At 35.4% G+C, this 18,341-nt stretch carries 15 protein-coding genes and 4 tRNA genes; 9 read left to right on the top strand and 10 right to left on the bottom strand.

What is annotated here, in order from left to right; all coding sequences use genetic code 11:
• Positions 1–51: 51 nt before the first annotated feature.
• The 8 genes from K9N40_04990 to K9N40_04955 all read right to left on the bottom strand — a co-directional run bounded on the left by K9N40_04990 (position 52) and on the right by K9N40_04955 (position 7,653).
• Positions 52–1,242 carry a DUF512 domain-containing protein gene (locus tag K9N40_04990; GenBank protein ID MCF7813808.1) on the bottom strand — a complete coding sequence of 397 codons (1,191 nt, stop codon included), beginning with the start codon at positions 1,240–1,242 and terminating at the stop codon, positions 52–54.
• Positions 1,243–1,311: 69 nt separating this feature from the next.
• Entirely contained in the window at positions 1,312–2,265 is a 954-nt protein-coding gene (locus tag K9N40_04985; protein MCF7813807.1) for a hypothetical protein, read from the bottom strand.
• Between the two features lie 84 nt (positions 2,266–2,349).
• Positions 2,350–2,955: a lysine exporter LysO family protein gene (locus tag K9N40_04980; GenBank protein MCF7813806.1), complete on the bottom strand. Its 606-nt coding sequence runs from the start codon at positions 2,953–2,955 to the stop codon at positions 2,350–2,352.
• Positions 2,945–3,226, bottom strand: coding sequence for a LysO family transporter (locus K9N40_04975; GenBank protein ID MCF7813805.1), 282 nt, complete (start codon positions 3,224–3,226; stop codon positions 2,945–2,947). The genes K9N40_04980 and K9N40_04975 overlap by 11 nt, the downstream gene beginning before the upstream one ends.
• A 62-nt stretch (positions 3,227–3,288) precedes the next feature.
• The gene (locus K9N40_04970) at positions 3,289–4,926 is read right to left on the bottom strand and encodes a phosphoenolpyruvate carboxykinase (ATP) (protein ID MCF7813804.1); all 1,638 of its coding nucleotides are present in this window, start codon (positions 4,924–4,926) and stop codon (positions 3,289–3,291) included.
• 105 nt (positions 4,927–5,031) lie between these two features.
• Entirely contained in the window at positions 5,032–5,292 is a 261-nt protein-coding gene (gene rpmA, locus K9N40_04965; GenBank protein ID MCF7813803.1) for a 50S ribosomal protein L27, read from the bottom strand.
• A gap of 9 nt (positions 5,293–5,301) precedes the next feature.
• A complete protein-coding gene (gene rplU, locus K9N40_04960; GenBank protein ID MCF7813802.1) occupies positions 5,302–5,616 on the bottom strand; it encodes a 50S ribosomal protein L21 in 315 nt (104 codons plus the stop codon).
• A gap of 543 nt (positions 5,617–6,159) precedes the next feature.
• The gene (locus K9N40_04955) at positions 6,160–7,653 is read right to left on the bottom strand and encodes an Rne/Rng family ribonuclease (GenBank protein ID MCF7813801.1); all 1,494 of its coding nucleotides are present in this window, start codon (positions 7,651–7,653) and stop codon (positions 6,160–6,162) included.
• A gap of 120 nt (positions 7,654–7,773) precedes the next feature.
• Here K9N40_04955 and K9N40_04950 point away from each other — a divergent pair.
• The 9 genes from K9N40_04950 to K9N40_04910 all read left to right on the top strand — a co-directional run bounded on the left by K9N40_04950 (position 7,774) and on the right by K9N40_04910 (position 13,733).
• Positions 7,774–7,850, top strand: a tRNA-Met gene (locus K9N40_04950).
• 129 nt (positions 7,851–7,979) lie between these two features.
• Positions 7,980–8,056, top strand: a tRNA-Met gene (locus tag K9N40_04945).
• A gap of 15 nt (positions 8,057–8,071) precedes the next feature.
• Positions 8,072–8,148: transfer RNA gene (locus K9N40_04940), tRNA-Arg, on the top strand.
• A 144-nt stretch (positions 8,149–8,292) separates the two neighbouring features.
• Positions 8,293–8,367 (top strand) — tRNA-His (locus K9N40_04935).
• A 154-nt stretch (positions 8,368–8,521) separates the two neighbouring features.
• On the top strand, positions 8,522–9,493 hold the full coding sequence (locus K9N40_04930; GenBank protein MCF7813800.1) for an MBL fold metallo-hydrolase: 972 nt from the start codon (positions 8,522–8,524) through the stop codon (positions 9,491–9,493).
• A gap of 452 nt (positions 9,494–9,945) precedes the next feature.
• The gene (locus tag K9N40_04925; protein MCF7813799.1) at positions 9,946–10,908 is read left to right on the top strand and encodes an ABC transporter substrate-binding protein; all 963 of its coding nucleotides are present in this window, start codon (positions 9,946–9,948) and stop codon (positions 10,906–10,908) included.
• A complete protein-coding gene (locus K9N40_04920; GenBank protein MCF7813798.1) occupies positions 10,908–12,827 on the top strand; it encodes a SpoIIE family protein phosphatase in 1,920 nt (639 codons plus the stop codon). The genes K9N40_04925 and K9N40_04920 overlap by 1 nt, the downstream gene beginning before the upstream one ends.
• Before the next feature lie 155 nt (positions 12,828–12,982).
• Positions 12,983–13,396, top strand: coding sequence for an ATP-binding protein (locus tag K9N40_04915; GenBank protein ID MCF7813797.1), 414 nt, complete (start codon positions 12,983–12,985; stop codon positions 13,394–13,396).
• Positions 13,397–13,406: 10 nt separating this feature from the next.
• Positions 13,407–13,733 (top strand): STAS domain-containing protein, encoded by a 327-nt coding sequence (locus K9N40_04910; protein ID MCF7813796.1) that lies wholly within the window; start codon positions 13,407–13,409, stop codon positions 13,731–13,733.
• Positions 13,734–13,776: 43 nt separating this feature from the next.
• Here K9N40_04910 and K9N40_04905 read toward each other — a convergent pair whose 3' ends face one another.
• Both K9N40_04905 and K9N40_04900 read right to left on the bottom strand, forming a co-directional pair.
• Positions 13,777–15,912: a hypothetical protein gene (locus tag K9N40_04905; GenBank protein ID MCF7813795.1), complete on the bottom strand. Its 2,136-nt coding sequence runs from the start codon at positions 15,910–15,912 to the stop codon at positions 13,777–13,779.
• 8 nt (positions 15,913–15,920) lie between these two features.
• A complete protein-coding gene (locus tag K9N40_04900; protein MCF7813794.1) occupies positions 15,921–18,020 on the bottom strand; it encodes a right-handed parallel beta-helix repeat-containing protein in 2,100 nt (699 codons plus the stop codon).
• Positions 18,021–18,341 lie beyond the last annotated feature (321 nt).

The raw sequence follows: 18,341 nt of genomic DNA, 5'->3' as shown, positions 1-18,341 counted from the left end.
TTCTGTGTCCTGCAAATATGGAAAATTTTATCTGTCAAGAATTTAAAGCTACTACTTATATTCAATTACTTTCCAATATTCGAATTCTTCCTGAATCAAAATTAAATTTCTTCTGAAATTTTTACAGATTATCGAGATGTGCAGATTATCAATTGTAAGTTGATCATTATTTATTACATTACCTGGAATTACAAGAATTTCATCAGCTTGTAGATCTATCTGTTGAACAATATCTTCTGCTGCCAGAAGACCGGTAACTGTAACTGAATTTCCCAGGAAGTTATTAATGATTTTCTTTGTTCTAATTTTTTCTGGAAGTTCATTATTGATATCTTTTGAGATTCTATCGATTGTATTGAAAGCCAACTCACCAGTTATGAAAACAAATTTATTATTTGATCTCTTTATGAAATTGATAAATTCAGATCGATTTGACTTCCAGTTTTCCAGAAGCAACCTTAGCATTCCAATGCCGTTTTCCAATTGAGGATAGTCATCGTAATATTCTTCCTGGGGAATGGGTTTATCTGCCAAAAGAAAAATTTCGTCTGAACAATAAGTATGTGGAAATTTGGATGATAGATTCAAAATTAATTTAGCTTCTTTGGCAGTCATTTTGTTTATTTTGGTCAAAGATGTTCGATATTTTGTAAGGCCAACAGGAACTATTCCGATCGAGAGGGCATTGATTTTTTCTGAAGAAAGATCCTGGAGAGAATTTTCCAGTTCAAATCCATCATTCCAACCCGGAACTACAACTATTTGAGTATGCAGCTCGATACCATTTTGAGATAGCATTTCTAACTGCTTATTTATATTAAAATCATGTTTGTAACGCATCATTTTTTTGTGCAGGATTGGATTGGTCGTGTGAACCGAGATATACAAAGGTGAAATTCGCTGATCGATGATCTTATTAAAATCCTGACTGGAAAGATTTGTAAGAGTAATGAAATTTCCATAAACGAACGAAAGACGAAAATCATCATCTTTTACATATAGAGATTTCCGAATATCAGGGCGCATCTGATCGATAAAACAAAAAATGCAGTTATTGGCACAGTTACGGCAGCGATGTGGTGCGGGTTCTATTCCCAATGGTTTTTGCCAGTCCTGATGGATTTCAATCAACCTTTTTTCACCATTCTTCGCTTCTATTTCAATGTGCAATATTTCATCAGCACTATGATATTGCAGGTCTAAAAAGTCGTTAATGGAATTCCCATTGATGGAAATTATCATTTCGTTAGCAAGTATATGGTTTTCTTTCGCTAAACTCTCGGGATGAACCTTTTGGATTTTTAAGGGCATTTATTTACTGAGTTCCTTTAAACGTTCGATCCTGTTCGGATCATTTTCCATTAGCCAGGAATCCTGTGAAAGTACATCATAAGCTTTTTTGGCGTATTCTTTCATTTTGGGAATGTTATTTTTTGCTTGATATAGTTCTGTAAGTTCTTCGTAAACGTAACCATCGGGCGGAAGATTATTTTCCTGCAGATCTTTTTCCAGGGCAAGTTGGATGTGAAGAGCTTCATCAAATTTGAACATCGATCTTAAACTGCGAGCGATCGACCATCTGGCAACACGTGCACCAGCTTCATCGTTATGTTCTTTTCTCCATTCAAAATCATTCATAAACATTTTGTGGGCATGAAAGTAATCCTTATTATCAAAATATGTCCAGCCGATGTTATTGTAAAGTGGTCCTTCCCATTGTTCACACCTGGGATCGTCTGATGTTCTGGCAATATCCAATGCTTTCAAACTCCAATCCAATTGTTGTTCCAAAGGTGTGGTAAATCCCAACATATGAGCTGCATCCAATGTGTAAAAATCAAGACTGTCTTTCTTTCCGAATTCATACGCTTGAAAAAAAAGTTTATTTGCTTCTTCAGTTTGATTCATAGTATTCAAGAGTCGTCCTTTTTCCAGCAGATAACGGATTTTTGCAGTTGGCATCTTGTCTGTGATCAAACTGTCTGCCTTCTCAAGATTTTTGGCAGCTTCATTAAATTTGCCTTGTAAACCTTGAGCTCTGGCAATTTGAGTGAGAAGTTCAGCATTATATTCATCGCTGACTGAGAATTCGGAAGTTTGAGTAAGAAGTGGAAGAATTTCTTTGAAGCGCATTTCAGTTGAATCGGGATGAGCATAATCCCACATGACATCAAAATTGGGAAGGGGATTGATTCCCGAATTTGAATTATCTGAGGAACAATTTATCAAAAAAATAGTTAAAATCAAAACTGCTAAATATCTCATCAAAAACCTCCAAAAATTTATTTCGGACAAGATTGTATTTCTGCAGTAAATGGTCAAGTATGCTATAGATGGAAAAAATTATTTTTAAAAGATTTTTAATATTATTGTTACTATTATCGGAACCAAAATGGTGAGAACAGTTCCATGAAAAACTGAGATGAGGATATATTTTTTTCCGCTGTACTTTGAGATGATCGGTAAAGTAGTGTCCATGGAAGTAGCTCCACCGGAAACGATTGGAGCTAACTTTCCGAATAGTTTTTCTAATATCGGGGTGAATAGAAGTGTGAATATTTCTCGAGTAACATTTGCCAGAAGGGCAATAACTCCTAAAGTTTTTCCTGCCATCTGCGAAATGACGATGCTGGATAAACTATAATATCCAAAACCTGCACCAACTGCAAGTGAATCTTTAACGGAAATTGTATGAAAGACAAAACTTATCAATCCTGCACCGATTAGAGTTCCAATTATTGTTGTTAAAGGGATCAACAGTATTTTCATTTTGTGTGATTTCAGCATTTTCCAATTAGAAGAATCACTCCCCACATCAATTCCAACCAGGAAGATCAGTAGATACAATGCATATGAACTAAAATCATTTTTCAAAAGAAATTCGGGAATGATTTCATGCATTCCAAACACTACACCAACAGCAAAGAAAGCAACAATAATAAGGCTATTCTTCATCTTTCTTCCTAAAGAAAATGCGATAAACGAACATGGAAAGAAAAACACTGGAGAAAATTCCGGAAAGTGAAATTAAAATAGCTTTGATACCAATATCGGCAAAGTTGGATAGTATTGTCTGATTTTTTCCCACTTCCACTCCCAAAAGGAAGAGAAGTAGAAAAATCGACAGCATAAGAAGTTTATTTGAAAGTAAGATAATATTCTTTTTTTGTTTTAGAAGATGACCAGCAAAAATGCCAGCTGCAAGAAAAAGTAGAACTATAAGCATATTAAAGTTTATTGCAAGCAGATAGCCGACTTTCGCCGGCTATCTTTATTTTTTATATAAACTTATTTATTGGGGCATTGTTTCATTATGGCAGGATCAAGATCTTTATCACCATAAGCTTTATCGAAATGAGCGCTGAATTCGGATGCTAATTTCTTTGCTCTAACATCGTAGGCTTCTTTGTCGTCCCAGGTGTTTTTTGCAGTAAGAATACTCGAATCAACTCCCGGACAAGTTTTGGGAACCATAATATGGAAAATTTTGTCTTCGTAATATTCTACATTCTCCAGAGTTCCTTCAAGAGTTGCATTTACAAGTGATCTGGTAAGATTGATATCCATTCTTTTACCAATTCCATAAGGCCCACCACTCCAGCCTGTGTTTATAAGATATACTTTGGTATTAAATTTTTTCATTTTTTCACCGAGAAGTGTGGCATAATGATCAGGATTTCTTGGCATGAAAGGTTCACCGAAAAATCTGGAGAAAGTAGTAACAGGTTCCACAATTCCGGTTTCTGTTCCAGCCAGCTTGCTTGTGTAACCCATCAAGAACCAGAGCATTGCCTGCTCAGGATTTAATTTTGCAACTGGAGGAAGAACCGCATTGGCATCTGCAGTAAGGAACAAAATGGTTTTGGGATGACCAGATATTGATGAAGGTTTGATATTGCTGAGAAAAGAAAGCAGATAGGATGCTCGAGAATTCGGTGTTAATCTCTCATCATCAAGATCAAAAGTTCCGTTTGGATACATCATACAATTTTCCACGATAGCGCCATGATTTGTGTATTCATCATCATGAAAAACAGCATTATAAATTTCGGGTTCTTTTTCGGGATTCAAGTTTATGAGTTTGGCATAACATCCATTTTCAAAATTAGCAATTCCATCGTTGCTCCAGCCGTGTTCATCATCACCCAGAAGAGCTCTAGATGGATCAGCAGATAAAGTGGTTTTTCCTGTTCCGGAAAGCCCCAATAAAAGAGCAGAATCACCTTTTTTGCCTTCGTTGGCTGAACAATGTAAAGGCAGAATTCCTTCAGCAGGAAGATAATAATTCATAACGGTAAACATCAATTTTTTTACACTTCCACCATAAGCTGAACCGATGATAACTCCAAATCTTCTTTCGAAATCCATTGCTACGATCATATTGGAAGTTTTACCGTTTGGCAATTTTCTTAGAAGTCCATCATATCTTTTTCTATCAAGTTTATTGTAGGGCAGCACTAATAACGTAAAACCTTTATCTGCAAAACAACTTTTTTCAAGATCTTCTGGAATTGCTCTGAACATATTGTCTGTAAATAAAACAGTCAATGATCTGTCGGTAATAACTCTTGTTGGTAAGGCATAATTCGGATCTGCTCCGATAACTCTGTCTGTAATGTAGATTTTTTCTTTTGATTTTATAAGATTTATTGCGTCTTCAAAAGCCAGATCAAAAGTTTTTGGTTCGATTGGAATGCAGTTTGGAGAATTCCAATCGATAGTGTTTTCATTTTCCGATCTTTTTACTATTACCGTATCTTTGGGGCTTCTACCTGTAGATTCTGGCGGCGTCCAGGTAACAAGATTACCATTTGCCGAAACCAGAGCTTCTTTGTTCTCGACGGCATGTTCGATCATATCAACTCGTGAAATGTTGTCTAAGATGTTTGGATGATCTTTCAGAACTTTACTCAAAGTACTTTGCATTTCTCTGCTTGAAAGATTAGACATAACTAAATCTCCTATATACTTTATTTAATAATATCAAAAAAAAAAGCAGCCTCAGGCTGCTTTAAAAATAAAATTTTTTACTTAATTTTTTTCGGGATAAACATTCACGAATTTACGGCCTGCTTTTTTTGTTTCATAAGTAACAAATCCATCGATAAGGCTGAAAAGTGTATAATCGTTTCCAATTCCAACATTTTCGCCCTTATGAATTCTTGTACCACGTTGACGAACTATAATATTTCCTGCCAATACAAACTGACCGCCGTATTTCTTCACACCAAGATATTGAGGATTACTGTCTCTTCCGTTCTTACTACTTCCAACACCTTTCTTATGTGCCATTTCAGCTCCTTAGTTAATAATGTCCTTGATCTTTATCTGAGTATAATTCTGACGATGGCCTTGTTTTTTCTCATAGCCTTTACGTCTTTTCTTTTTGAAGACAATTACTTTTTTATCTTTCCAATGCTCAATAACTTCTGCTGTTACTTTGGCATTTTTTACTTTCGGAGTTCCAATGATCGTGTCTTTGTCCGTTTTAAGTAATAATACATCGGACATTTCCACTTCTGCTCCTACTTCCAGTTCACTCAGATAAGGAACTTTTATGATCTGGTCTTTTTCAACTTTAAGTTGAACGCCTTTAAAATCTACTATTGCGTACATCTTTTCTCCTTTTATCAAACCCACTTCGTACGTATTGGGAAAACACTCAATTACTACCCAATAAAATATATTAGAGTAATATTTATTACTCAATTTATACGGGAACAACTAAAAAATTTTGGTGCCTTTTTATTGTCAAGAATATTATCATACACGCATCCTCCGAAAAATATTTATTTTCCAGTAAGCAATAAAAAAAACACAATAATTTCATTTTTTCAAGCCCATGAATTTATTCATGGGAAAAGCAAACAAAGCCTTTTATAGTAACCATTTCAATGGTTTATTATTTGTGCAAACGGTTGAAACCGTTGTCCGATATATTTCTGGTATCAAGATTCCCACGAATGACCCGGTGAAATTGAATTGATTTCACAGGTTAAAAATTCGTGGGCTTTGCTGGATAAGGTTTTGGCCAAGTAAAATAGCAACAATTCCATTTATTACAATAGATTAGGTTTATACCTTCCAAATTTTTCGGGGGATGCATATATTATCATATCCAGAAAATTATTTCTATAACTAAAATTTTCTAATTTTTTTTTAGATGCTGTAATTTAAAGTGATATCCTTATTTGTTTTACTGGAAATGACCCGAAATTTATCTGATTCAATTTGATGATCTATGATAAATTCGATTTTATTGGAAATATTATCAAAAATATCTGTATTTTCGTTAATGAAATTTATAACATTTCGATGAGCGTAAACTTTTAGAGGATCATTTTTTATGAAATAATTTGCACGCTGCAACCAGCGGGATATTTGAATTGTAACAGAATCTCGTGATAATAATCTGCCAGTACCATGACAGTGAGGACATTGTTCGGAATAAGAAAGAAGTAAGCTGGGACGAGATCTTTTTCTGGAAATATTCAAAAGGCCTAATTGATTGATCGGAAAAACTTTATTTTTTGCCCGATCGCGCTTCATGGCAGTTTTGAAAACATCGTAAACATTATCCCGGCCGTCTTCACTCCTCATATCGATAAAATCTATAACCATGATGCCGCTTAGATCACGCAGACGTATTTGACGGGCAATTTCCTTTGCAGCTTCTACATTGGTATGTTCTATCGTCTGTTCATAATGGCCGGAACCTGTAAAACTTCCCGTATTTACATCGACAGCTACGAGGGCTTCTGTCTGTTCGATCGTAATATTCCCGCCACTGGGAAGATTAACCCTTGAATTAAATATCGTAGAAATTTCCTTCTCAATGCCAAATGCATCAAAAATAGGTGAATCTTCGTTATATAATTCTATTCTGTCGATTAGTTCGGGAGTAATGTTTTTCATTCTGGAGACAATTCGCTGTCTCAATTTTTTATCATCTACGACTAATCTTTCTACGCTAGAATTGAAAAGATCTCGTACTAAAGTAAAAGAAAGATCATTTTCATCATAAATACAAGCAGGACCTTTGGCGTGCTTAATTTGTTTTTCAACAAGTTTCCAGGTTCTATTCAAACCATTGTACTCCTGCTCAAAATCTTCTTCTACAATCCCTTCGGTATCGGTTCGAACGATAATTCCATCACTATCATCCTTTAAATTCTCAAAGATCTTTTTTATTCTGTTCTTTTCTTTGGAAGATGATATTTTGCGAGAGATCGCAATCTTTTTCTGATGCGGCATCAGAACCAGAAATTTACCAGGAATCGATAATTTGCCGGTTACTCTAGCTCCTTTCTTACCAATGGGATCTTTTTTTACTTGAACAACGATTTCCTGATTCGGTTGAATTATCTTACCGATCAAAGAAGAATCTCTTCTATTATAGATCTTTTTCTTAACTTTTGTAAGAGTATTTGGATCGATATCTTTGAAATGTAGAAAGGCAGTTCTTGCTAAACCGATATCAACGAAAGCTGCTCCCATTCCAGGAAGAACATTTTTAATTATTCCTTTATATATATTTCCAACAATTAATTCTTTCTCTTTTTTTTCAGCAAAAAGTTCTACTAACAAGTTGTCTTCCAGAATGGCAATTCTGGTTTCGTATAAGTTTACGTTTACTATAATTTCACAATACATACAATACCTTAAATTAATTTAGATATATTTGAATTTAGGTGAATTTTAACGTCAAGACATTTCTAATTATCTTTTTCTTGACACCATGACTCGACTGAAAATTATTTGCAACCTGATTGATGCGAGGTGGAGCAGTCTGGTAGCTCGTCGGGCTCATAACCCGAAGGTCGCAGGTTCAAATCCTGCCCTCGCTACCATTTTTATGAAGTGAATTTTTCCATTTATCAAAATGGGAGAAATTGATCTTTTTGAGTTATAGATCGTGAGTGTATTCATGCGCATGTGATGTGTAAGATTTTTTTTGAATGCATAATTTCGTCATTATTGGCGGCGTAGCTCAGTCGGTTAGAGCATCGGAATCATAATCCGAGTGTCCGGGGTTCGAGTCCCTGCGCCGCTACCATTTTTTATAATGTGTGCGCCAGTAGCTCAGCTGGATAGAGCAACGGATTTCTAATCCGTAGGTCTGGGGTTCGAGTCCCTGCTGGCGTGCCATATATTTGCGGCTTACAAAGCAAACGCAAAAGAATTATGCAGAATTTGCTAAGCAAATACAGCAGCGGAAGAGATTTGTTATTTAGTGATTTGGCGATCGAGAGATTTGATCATTTGTTGTTTGAAAATTGAAATTTATACATGGTGGGTGTAGTTCAATGGTAGAGCACTGGATTGTGGTTCCAGGCGTTGCGGGTTCAAATCCCGTCATCCACCCCAACTTAAAAAGCTCCGGAAATCTCTGGGGCTTTTTGTTTTTTTAAACAAGTTTTTAAAATATTTTTTTATTTTAGTTATCAAACAATTTGACATCTAAATCAATATTTTTAACCTTCGGACTGAAGCTGAATTGCAGGCTGTAAAAGGTGGTTTTATGAAAGTAAGTTTTTGGGGAACACGAGGTTCACTACCAAATTCCATTACTGAAAAGCATATTAAGAAAAAAATAAAAAATGCACTCATAAAGGCAATAGATCACAAATTGAACAGTGAAAAAAAAGTAGTTGATTTCATCGAACATGACCTTACTTTTGCAGAAAGAGGAACCTACGGCAGCAACACTTCCTGTGTGGAGATAATCGATGCAAAAATGCTGACCAAAAAAAATCCTGAATTCATTGTTTGTGATGCCGGTAGTGGAATTAGAGATTTCGGAAATCACATTATGGCTTCTGGCATCAAAAATGCAACTTTTCATATTTTCATGTCGCATCTGCATTGGGATCATATTCAAGGTTTTCCATTTTTTGTTCCTGCTTTTATTCCCACAAATAAAGTTAAGATCTACGGATGTCATGATAAACTGGAAGAAGCATTTCGCTTTCAACAATCATCAACTCATTTTCCTTTGCCGCTGAAAGACATGCCCGGTGATATTTCTTTCCAGCTTCTGGAAGAAGGAAAAGAATTTAAAATTGCCGGCTTCAAGATAAACATGATAAAACAAAATCATCCTGGTGAATCTTTTGGATATTCGTTCCAAAAATATGGTAAAAAAGTTGTCTATTCCACCGATTCTGAACATGATGAACATTCCGAAAAAACAGGATACCCTTTTATAGATTTTTATAAAAATTCAGATCTTCTGATATTTGACGCTCAATATATACTTTTGCAAAATATGGATATGAAAAAAAGTTGGGGACATTCCAGTAGCCTTATCGGAGTAGAATTGTCCATAAAATCGAAAGTAAAAAAATTGGTATTGTTCCACAATGAGCATACCTATGATGATGAAATCCTGGAGAAAATGCTGCAGGATACAAAACGATATGCCAAACTTGTTGATCCATCCTACGATCTGAAAATTGAACTGGCATATGATAATTTGAAATTGGAAATATGATAAAGCAGCGATGAGAAATGATCCGGCTTCGTTTGCAGCTACGCCGAGATCTTCGAGAAGTGAGTGGTTGAAACGTAGCGCAATCAGCTTGATTGCGGCAACAGAAATGAGCGATGAGAAATGATCCGGCTCCGTTTGCAGCTTCGCCGAGATCTTCGAGAATTGAGTGGTTGAAACGTAGCGCAATCTGCTTGATTGCGGCAACAGAAATGAGCGATGAGAAATGATCCGGCTCCGTTTGCAGCTTCGCCGAGATCTTCGAGAATTGAGTGGTTGAAACGTAGCGCAATCAGCTTGATTGCGACAACAGAAATGAGCGATGAGAAACGATCCGGCTCCGTTTGCAGCTACGCCGAGATCTTCGAGAAGTGAGTGGTTGAAACGTAGCGCAATCAGCTTGATTGCGACAACAGTGAGATCTTCGAGAAGTGAGAAAAAGGGATATTAATTTTATGAAAAAAAAGTTTATTGTGATTTTATTAGCATGTTTTGTTGTAGCTCTTTTTGCGGAATCTGTACCGATAAAAATGGAACTTCACTGGTTTCCGCAGGCACAATTTGCCGGTTTTATAATGGCCTACGAACAAGGAATGTATGAAGATGCAGGAATTGATATGCAGCTTTCGTTTTCCGATGGAGTCGGCAGTCCGTTAACTAAAATGCTGGATGGAGAAATCGATTTTTGCACTGCCTGGCTCAGCCAGACTATTGCCCTCAAATCGGAAGGAGCGGATATCCTGAATTTTTGTCAGGTCCTGCAGAAATCATCTTTGATGCTGGTAAGCAAAAAAGAAAGCGGCATCGAAAAACCGGAAGATATGAAGGGCAAAAAGATAAGTTTGTGGAGTGGCGATTTCACAATTCAGCCCAAAGCTTTCTTCAATAAATTTCAGATCGATTATATTCCGATAAAGCAATCCTATAATATTTACGGATTTCTGGCGGAAGCCTGGGATGTAGCTTCTGCCATGTATTACAACGAATATTACAAGATGATTCTTTCCGGTGCAAATGAAGATGAATTGAATAAATTCTTCTTCAGCGATTATGATCTGAACTTTCCAGAAGATGGAATTTATACCACCAATAAAACTTACACCAAAAATCCTGAATTGACACATAAGATTTGTGAGATCAGCCTGAAAGGTTGGGAATTTGCCTTCCAAAACGAAGAAGAAACACTGATAACTATTTTGAAATACTGTGATGAATACAAAATGCAAACGAATTATGCAGCTCAGAAATGGATGCTGAATGTTATCGAAGAATCGATAAAATACCAAACAGGGGAGAAGCGAACTTCCTGGGGAAATCTTAAGGAAGATGATTATTACAAAGTTGCAGAAATTCTAAAGCAGCAGGGCATCATAAAAAAGATTCCGACTTATAGCGATTTCTATAGGAGTGGAGAATAATGAAAAAATACAAGATCAAACGTCCCATTATCTGGAAACTAATTCTCTCAATTGGAATTCCACTTCTAATAGTTTATGGAGTAATTTTATATTTCAATTATCATTGGAGCAAAGAAGAGGCTCTTCAGCAAACCAAAAGTTATATGCAGGAACTAACCGGACATTATGCGGCAAAATTGAATACGGATTTTACCCAAATTGCTCAGGCTCCCACCATTTTGGCGAAATTTTGTGAAACAATGGAAAAACCTTCACAAACAGATATTGAAAAACTTTTAAAAAAACTGATCGAGGATAATCCATATGTTTATGGTCTTACTCTGGCTTTTGAACCTTACGCATTCAAGCAGGATCGAAAGCTCGTGGCTCCTTATGTTTTCAAAGGAAAGGACGGAATTGTAATTCAGGATATGTCGGAATTTTCTGATTATACTTATGCCGATTGGTACACAATTCCAAAACTATTGGGAAAACCTTTTTGGACAGAACCGTATTATCAAAAATCAAACGGACATGTGCTAATGTGTTCTTATTCCGTTCCTGTGTTTACTAATGGAAAACTGGCAGCCATAGCTTCAGTGAATATTTCTCTGGAAGATATCAGACGTCGTATGAAAAACATCGATATTATGGAGGGCTACACTTTCCTGATAAGTCAATATGGAACGTATGTTTACCATCCAAATGATAAAGACGTGATGAAAGAAACGATTTTCAGTAAAGCTGAAAAATTCAACCTGCCTGAAATGAGAGAATTCGGCAGAGAAATGCTGAAAGGAATCAGCAATGTAAGTTCTTTTCCCGATCCCATCAAGGGTTATCGTCAATGGATGGTTTACAGTCCTGTAGAATCCACCGGTTGGACTCTTTCAGCAGTGATTCCTGAGGTTGATATTTTGGCGGCAGTAAATGCAATTGTGATCAAACATCTTGGTCTCATGATCATCGGCTTTTTTGTAATTATTCTGATCATAATCTGGGCTGCTTTCAATATTACACATCCTATCAGAAAGCTGGTGGGAATGGCGGAAGAACTGGCTACCGGAAATCTGGAAGTTCAAATGGAAGAAATCACAGGAAAAGACGAAATCCATGAACTGGCAATGGTTTTCAATAAAATGGTGATCGATCTGAAGCATTATATCAATGACCTGACTGCTGCCACCAAAGAAAAAGAATCGGTAGAAAGTGAATTGCGAATTGCCCGAAATATTCAGGAATCTCTGATTCCTCGAATTTTCCCACCCTTTCCAGATAGAACCGAGTTTGCCCTGTTTGCACGTAATATTCCTGCCAAAGAAGTTGCCGGAGACTTTTATGATTTTTTCTTTCTGGATGAAGATAATCTGGTTACAATAATTGCTGATGTTTCCGGAAAAGGTGTTTCTGCATCACTGTTTATGGCTGTAACGAAAACGCTTATAAAAGCTAAAGCTAGCGAAGTACATCTTCCACACCAGATTATGAAGGAAGTTAACCAGGATCTTTGCATTGATAACGATTCAGCGATGTTCTGTACAACTTTTATAGCCATTTTCAATGTTAAAACAGGAGAATTCAATTATTGCAATGCCGGTCACAATCCACCTTATCTTATAAAACCCGGTGGAAAGATCTCACAATTGGAAAATACTGAAGGAATGGCTTTGGGAGTTTGGGAAGATTGTGATTATACCTGCAAAAAAATAAAACTGGAAAAGGAAGATATTATTTATCTCTACACCGATGGAGTAAATGAAGCTATGGATATAAATGATAATGAATTTTCCTACGAAAGAATGGAAGATTTCCTGAAAAAAGCAACGGATGAAACTCCACGGCAACTGACCGAAAAAACGCTGAAAACCGTTAAAGAATTTACCGGTGACGCTGAACAATCGGATGATATTACCTTGATGGTAATAAAATATTTAATTTGAGATGATTACAATAAACCCTTTTGTCTTCGACATTTCTCTTTTCCAGGTGAAGAATTTGGAAATGAAAAATATTAGAATTCCTTATTCGCTTCCTTTCAGGGGAGCTGTCCCACGAAGAAGGAGCGAGGGTTTTGCTAAAGGAATATGAGATAATTATGGAAAAAAGAAAAGAAATCCTGAAAAATGAAAAGTCGGAAATTACCCGTATGAGCCAGGTGATGGAAAACTACTGTGAAAAAAATGACGTTCCCATGAAACCGATGTTCGAGATAAATCTGGTATTGGAAGAGATTCTGATGAACATAATTTCCTATGGCTTCGAAGATGATAAAGAACATGAAATAGAAATTGATTGGTGGATCGATGATAACTTTCTGAACTTGATCATTACAGATGACGGTAAGAAATTTGATCCGCTCATTTTGCCGGAACCTGATCTGGATAAATCGGTGGACGAAAGAAAAATAGGTGGACTTGGAATACATCTGGTAAAAAAAATGATGTGTGAGATAAATTATAGAAGAGAAAACGGAAAAAATATTTTAAAGATGAAGAAAAAAGTAAAATGACGGAGGAATAATGGAGATCAAACAAGAAAAAAGAGATGATGCTCTGGTAATGAGTGTAATTGGCAGATTGGATGCTACAACGGCTACCGAACTGGAAGGTGAATTAATTCCGGTTATTCAGAAAGACAGAACCAAAATTATTTTAGATTTTACCGGTCTGGAATATATCAGCAGTGCAGGATTGCGGGTGCTTTTGCTGGCAATGAAAACTACAAAGAAAGTAGCTGGTGAACTGATCATCTGCAATATGGAAGATCATATTAAGGAAATTTTTGATATTGCCGGTTTCCTGCCAATTTTCAAGATCACAGGAACAGTGGAAGAAGCATTAGCGTAATTGCTTTTTTTTAGCACCGGAATTGATGGGATTTCGGTGCTTTTTATTTCAAAAGTAAACATTTTTTCACAGCTTCTGTTTTTCCATCCACGTTCAGATTGTAATAGTATATTCCAGAACCTACTGATTTCCCTGATTCGTCTTTTCCGTTCCAAATAACTGAATAACTATTTGGCGTGCCTGATCCTTCGATACAATCCGGCAGTGCCGGATCACTCAGGATGACAGGCAGCGTTATCACCTTCTGTCCTTTTAGATTATAAATAGATATTTCTGCATTTTCGATTTGTCTGACTTCTGAAATCTGAAATCTGATCTCTGTTCTTGGATTGAATGGATTTGGGTGGTTTCCAATCAATTCAGTTTTTAAAACAGAATTATTAATTGTACCTGTTAATTCCACAGTCACATTCCAGGTATTTTCTACATCGAATTCATCATCGCTCACAATACATTGGATCTCGTAATCTCCGTTTTCAGAGAAATAATACAAGAAAGTATTTTCCGGATTATTTTGATCTTCTCCATTTACGAACCAGACATAAATTTCATCACTATCGACATCTTCAGCTTCTACTTCGAAATTTACTTCCTGTTCTTCGGTTATTGTAAAAGATAAATCTTCTGGTAAATAGCTAATTATTTGTGGTGGATCGTTTGCCGGTGATATCAAAAGATCAAATGTTGTTTCGCATGTTTCCCTTGAAGCTTGATTAATTCCATCATCAGCAGTAATAGTAACAGTTGCGTTTCCATTTAAATTTTCTAATGCTGTAATTGTTAAAATATTTTCATCAATTGCCAGATCAACAATAACGTTATCTATTTCAAAAGAATAACTTAGTTCGTCTTCATCAGGATCAGCAAAATAAAAATCCAGATTGATCTCTATTGGATCGGAAAAATCTTCATCGACTTCGATATCATTAATTGGAAAGATTACAAAAGGAGGGAAATTGAAATCAATATTTACACTATATACATCGATCTGAGTTGATGCATCTCCATGATCCATAAAAATCAAATCTCCAGTCTGATTTCTTATTATAGTTTCTGGCACAAAAGTTGTTTCCTGATTGAGTAATACTTCACCATTAACTCTATTTCTTAATTCAACTTTAGGTGTAGAGCTTGAAGATTTATAATAAAGAAGAATACAATCAAACATTTGCTCAACATTTATACATGTTGAGTTTAAAATACGAGCAGAATACAAAACATCTATAGTATCCTGCCAAACAATTCCAGAAAAATCAGGTAAATAAGTTTTTAATTCAATATTGTATCCGCCATTATAATAGTAACTTTTTGCAGTAGTTAAACCATAAGTGGAAATTAATAAATCGTTCTTTGATAAAACATACAATAAATCTGTAGTTGGTTCATTTTGTATTGCGTAACCGGTTGTTGGAACTGAAAGTGACAACTTATTGATTGAAGAGTTTTTTCCTCCACCATATGGATAACTATGCCAATTTTTAGAATAAACAGAAAAGAAATAATCATAATTTTCATTAAATATAATATCTTTCCCACCATCTTCAATTTCTTCTATTAAAGCAATTGAATTCTGCAAAATTTGAAACCTATAAAGCCTAGTCATATCGAGCCAATAAACACTTGTCCAGCCTTGATATAGACCTAAATATACATAATCATTATTATCAACTTTTTTGTGTCTGATAAAATTGCAATCGAATTCAGTTAACTCAACAGTAGAAAAAGGTTCATTTATTTCTAAATGATAAGTATCTACTAACATGTTCGATTCGTTATTATATAATTCAATTTTACAAACAGGTAGCGGAAACATATGTGGTGGATTGTCAATATAGTACTGGTATAATTCAATTCTGTAATTTATCCCGTCTGATTTTACTAATGAACATCCTTTAAAAACAATATCCTGTTCAAAGTATTTGGTAAAAGATGATAATATAGTACCTTGAAAATCGAATGAAACTAATCGGAAATAGTCGATATAATCATTGGTTACTTGATGATAATAAAATACCCAGATTTCTTCTTCACCATTTTCATCCATATCATCTAACCAAACCTCTTTTACACGATCTTCGGGGTTAATGTCATTAATTAAAAATTCCAGATTGTACTCAATCTCTGAAAACAGAGAACAAGCAATTAGATGTAGTAATAAAAATATCAGGATTTTTTTCATCTCATCTCCTATTTGAGAAGCATGCACTTCCTCACAGCTTCAGTTTTTCCATTCACGAACAATTTGTAATAATAGATTCCTGAACCGACTGAATTTCCAGACTCATCATTACCGTTCCAAACGACTGAATAATTATTTGGTGTTCCTCGTCCTTCGACAGACTCAGGATGACACGAGCTCGGAACGAAAGTTCTAATTTTCTGTCCTTTTAAGTTAAAGATTGCTATTTCAACAATCGAGGGCGATTGTGATACAGAAAAGCTAATTGTAGTTGATGGATTGAAAGGATTTGGATAGTTGGAAAGCGCGTAATCTGAAGAAATCATTTCGTTCACACCAGTTTCGGAAACTGTAATGTAATCTACCTTCACTTCTGTATCAGAATATGTTCCGTTACTCACAGATAAAGAAACAGAATAGGTACCTGGAACTTCATAGTTAAAGGAGGGATTCTCTAAATCGGAATCCAGAATTCCATCATTATCAAAATCCCATCCCCAGTAAATTGGATCACCGTTCGAAAGATCAGTGAAGCATACCTCCAATGGTGCTGTACCTTGAGTTATATCTGCTTCAAATTCTGCATCGAATGCTTCAGATTGAAATTCGTATGCTCCCATATCTATCCGATCATCAAAAATTCTGGGATTTCCAGCTAAGTCCAAATCTGGTAAATTCAAACCTGTTGTATCTGGAATTCCAGCATTAATGCATGGTGAATACAAGGTTAACGAATAAGGCAATTCTGATGCACTATCAAACGCTGGATCTTGATCGATATTGCCATCTAACCAGTTTACAGTTCCGTTATTATTTGTTACTATTCCAGTTTCTCCACCTTGTATATTTGAGTAAGAAACTGTGATGGAAGATGGAGAATTATACATATAATAATATACCTCTTGAGGAGAGTTATTCCATAAAATACAATCAGTTAATATAGGGTTAGAATGATGACAAAATATTCCACCAGCATTTCCATTTGCCGTATTATTACTAATTGTGACATTTCTAAATATCGGATTAAAACTCCAACAATATATGGCACCACCTTTTTCTAAAGCCTGATTTTCACTTATTAGTACATTATATAGCAAAACCTCAGGAGTTGATAAACTTAAACCCCCACCAAATATAGCTTCATTATTTTTAACAATGGAGTTCTGCAACACCATATTTGATACTTCATCGCAACTTATCCCACCACCATTTTCATCCAAGGAATAGTTGTTTTCTATCACCAAATTCAATAAAATAGCATTCGTAAAGATTAATGATATACCGCCACCAGATAATTCTGAATGATTATTAATAATATTTGAATTAGAGATATTTAAATAACTATCTTGGCAATATATTCCACCACCAGAGCTCCAAGCAGATTCATTATTTTCTATTAAAGTGTTATTGATATTTAAGATGCAAGATTCATCACAAAAAAAACCGCCACCCTCATCTGAGGACTCATTGGAATTTATCGTTACATTAATAAACTCTAAATTTGAATTATGCGATATAAAAATTCCTCCACCTTGTCCTGAAGCATCATTATTCATGACTTGTAAATTATTAACTGTTGAACTCGAATTCCAAAAGTGAATTCCTCCTCCTTGAATAGCATCATTACTATCGATAATTACATCAGATATTACAGCATCTGAATGATAAAAATGGATACCACCTCCATCATCAAAAGCTGAATTGCCGACTATTATTAGATTATTTATTGTCGGGCTAGCTGTAAAACATAGAATTCCCCCACCACCTTCGTTCGCGTTTCCATTAGTAATCGTAAATCCGCACAAAACAGCTGTCGAATCTTCATCGTTTTGAAAGATAACAACGCTATTGTTCTGACTTCCATCAATAATAGTTTGATCGATATAACTGGAATTCTGAGTTGTAATAAAAAGTGATCCAACAGTAATATTCTTCCCATTGTAATTAATATTTTCGATATACGTTCCAGGTTGAACCAATACTGTATCGGCATCTACAGCTGCATCGATCCCAGCTTGTATCGTCGGTTGATCTGCAGGGATGTTGATAATTGTTGCGGATAAATTAATAATAAATAGAATAAATAATATAGATAAATTTTTTTTCATACATCTTCCTTTAGCACGTTTGAAAAAATCTAAATTTAACCAAAGTAGATTCTGTAATCCGAAGTTGTGTTGATGAATCCGAATCATATTAAACCACACAATTATTTCTTAATTCTTTAGAATCTAAATTACAATTTCGAGAATTTAATATTTGGAAGAAGTTGTCAAATAGAAAAGTTAACCACGCATCCCCCGAAAAAATATTAAAAGCATGACACCCTCAATTGTAGAAGTTCATTTTTCTGCTTCTGATAGGTAATTTTTCTGTATAACCCGATTCTATTAAAGCAGTATTTAAGAACTTCAGCCAACCTGTAATAA

Source organism: Candidatus Cloacimonadota bacterium (assembly GCA_021734245.1).
Lineage (GTDB): Bacteria > Cloacimonadota > Cloacimonadia > Cloacimonadales > TCS61 > B137-G9.
Note: the sequence above shows the minus strand (reverse complement) of the source record. Positions and strands in the feature narration are given on the sequence as shown.

Bases quoted from the DNA above. Each gene is read 5' to 3' on its own strand.
- K9N40_04990 (MCF7813808.1), bottom strand. From the start codon at position 1,242: ATGATAATTTCCATCAATGGGAATTCCATTAACGACTTTTTAGACCTG.
- K9N40_04985 (MCF7813807.1), bottom strand. From the start codon at position 2,265: ATGAGATATTTAGCAGTTTTGATTTTAACTATTTTTTTGATAAATTGT.
- K9N40_04980 (MCF7813806.1), bottom strand. From the start codon at position 2,955: ATGAAGAATAGCCTTATTATTGTTGCTTTCTTTGCTGTTGGTGTAGTG.
- K9N40_04975 (MCF7813805.1), bottom strand. From the start codon at position 3,226: ATGCTTATAGTTCTACTTTTTCTTGCAGCTGGCATTTTTGCTGGTCAT.
- K9N40_04970 (MCF7813804.1), bottom strand. From the start codon at position 4,926: ATGCAAAGTACTTTGAGTAAAGTTCTGAAAGATCATCCAAACATCTTA.
- rpmA (MCF7813803.1), bottom strand. From the start codon at position 5,292: ATGGCACATAAGAAAGGTGTTGGAAGTAGTAAGAACGGAAGAGACAGT.
- rplU (MCF7813802.1), bottom strand. From the start codon at position 5,616: ATGTACGCAATAGTAGATTTTAAAGGCGTTCAACTTAAAGTTGAAAAA.
- K9N40_04955 (MCF7813801.1), bottom strand. From the start codon at position 7,653: ATGTATTGTGAAATTATAGTAAACGTAAACTTATACGAAACCAGAATT.
- K9N40_04930 (MCF7813800.1), top strand. From the start codon at position 8,522: ATGAAAGTAAGTTTTTGGGGAACACGAGGTTCACTACCAAATTCCATT.
- K9N40_04925 (MCF7813799.1), top strand. From the start codon at position 9,946: ATGAAAAAAAAGTTTATTGTGATTTTATTAGCATGTTTTGTTGTAGCT.
- K9N40_04920 (MCF7813798.1), top strand. From the start codon at position 10,908: ATGAAAAAATACAAGATCAAACGTCCCATTATCTGGAAACTAATTCTC.
- K9N40_04915 (MCF7813797.1), top strand. From the start codon at position 12,983: ATGGAAAAAAGAAAAGAAATCCTGAAAAATGAAAAGTCGGAAATTACC.
- K9N40_04910 (MCF7813796.1), top strand. From the start codon at position 13,407: ATGGAGATCAAACAAGAAAAAAGAGATGATGCTCTGGTAATGAGTGTA.
- K9N40_04905 (MCF7813795.1), bottom strand. From the start codon at position 15,912: ATGAAAAAAATCCTGATATTTTTATTACTACATCTAATTGCTTGTTCT.
- K9N40_04900 (MCF7813794.1), bottom strand. From the start codon at position 18,020: ATGAAAAAAAATTTATCTATATTATTTATTCTATTTATTATTAATTTA.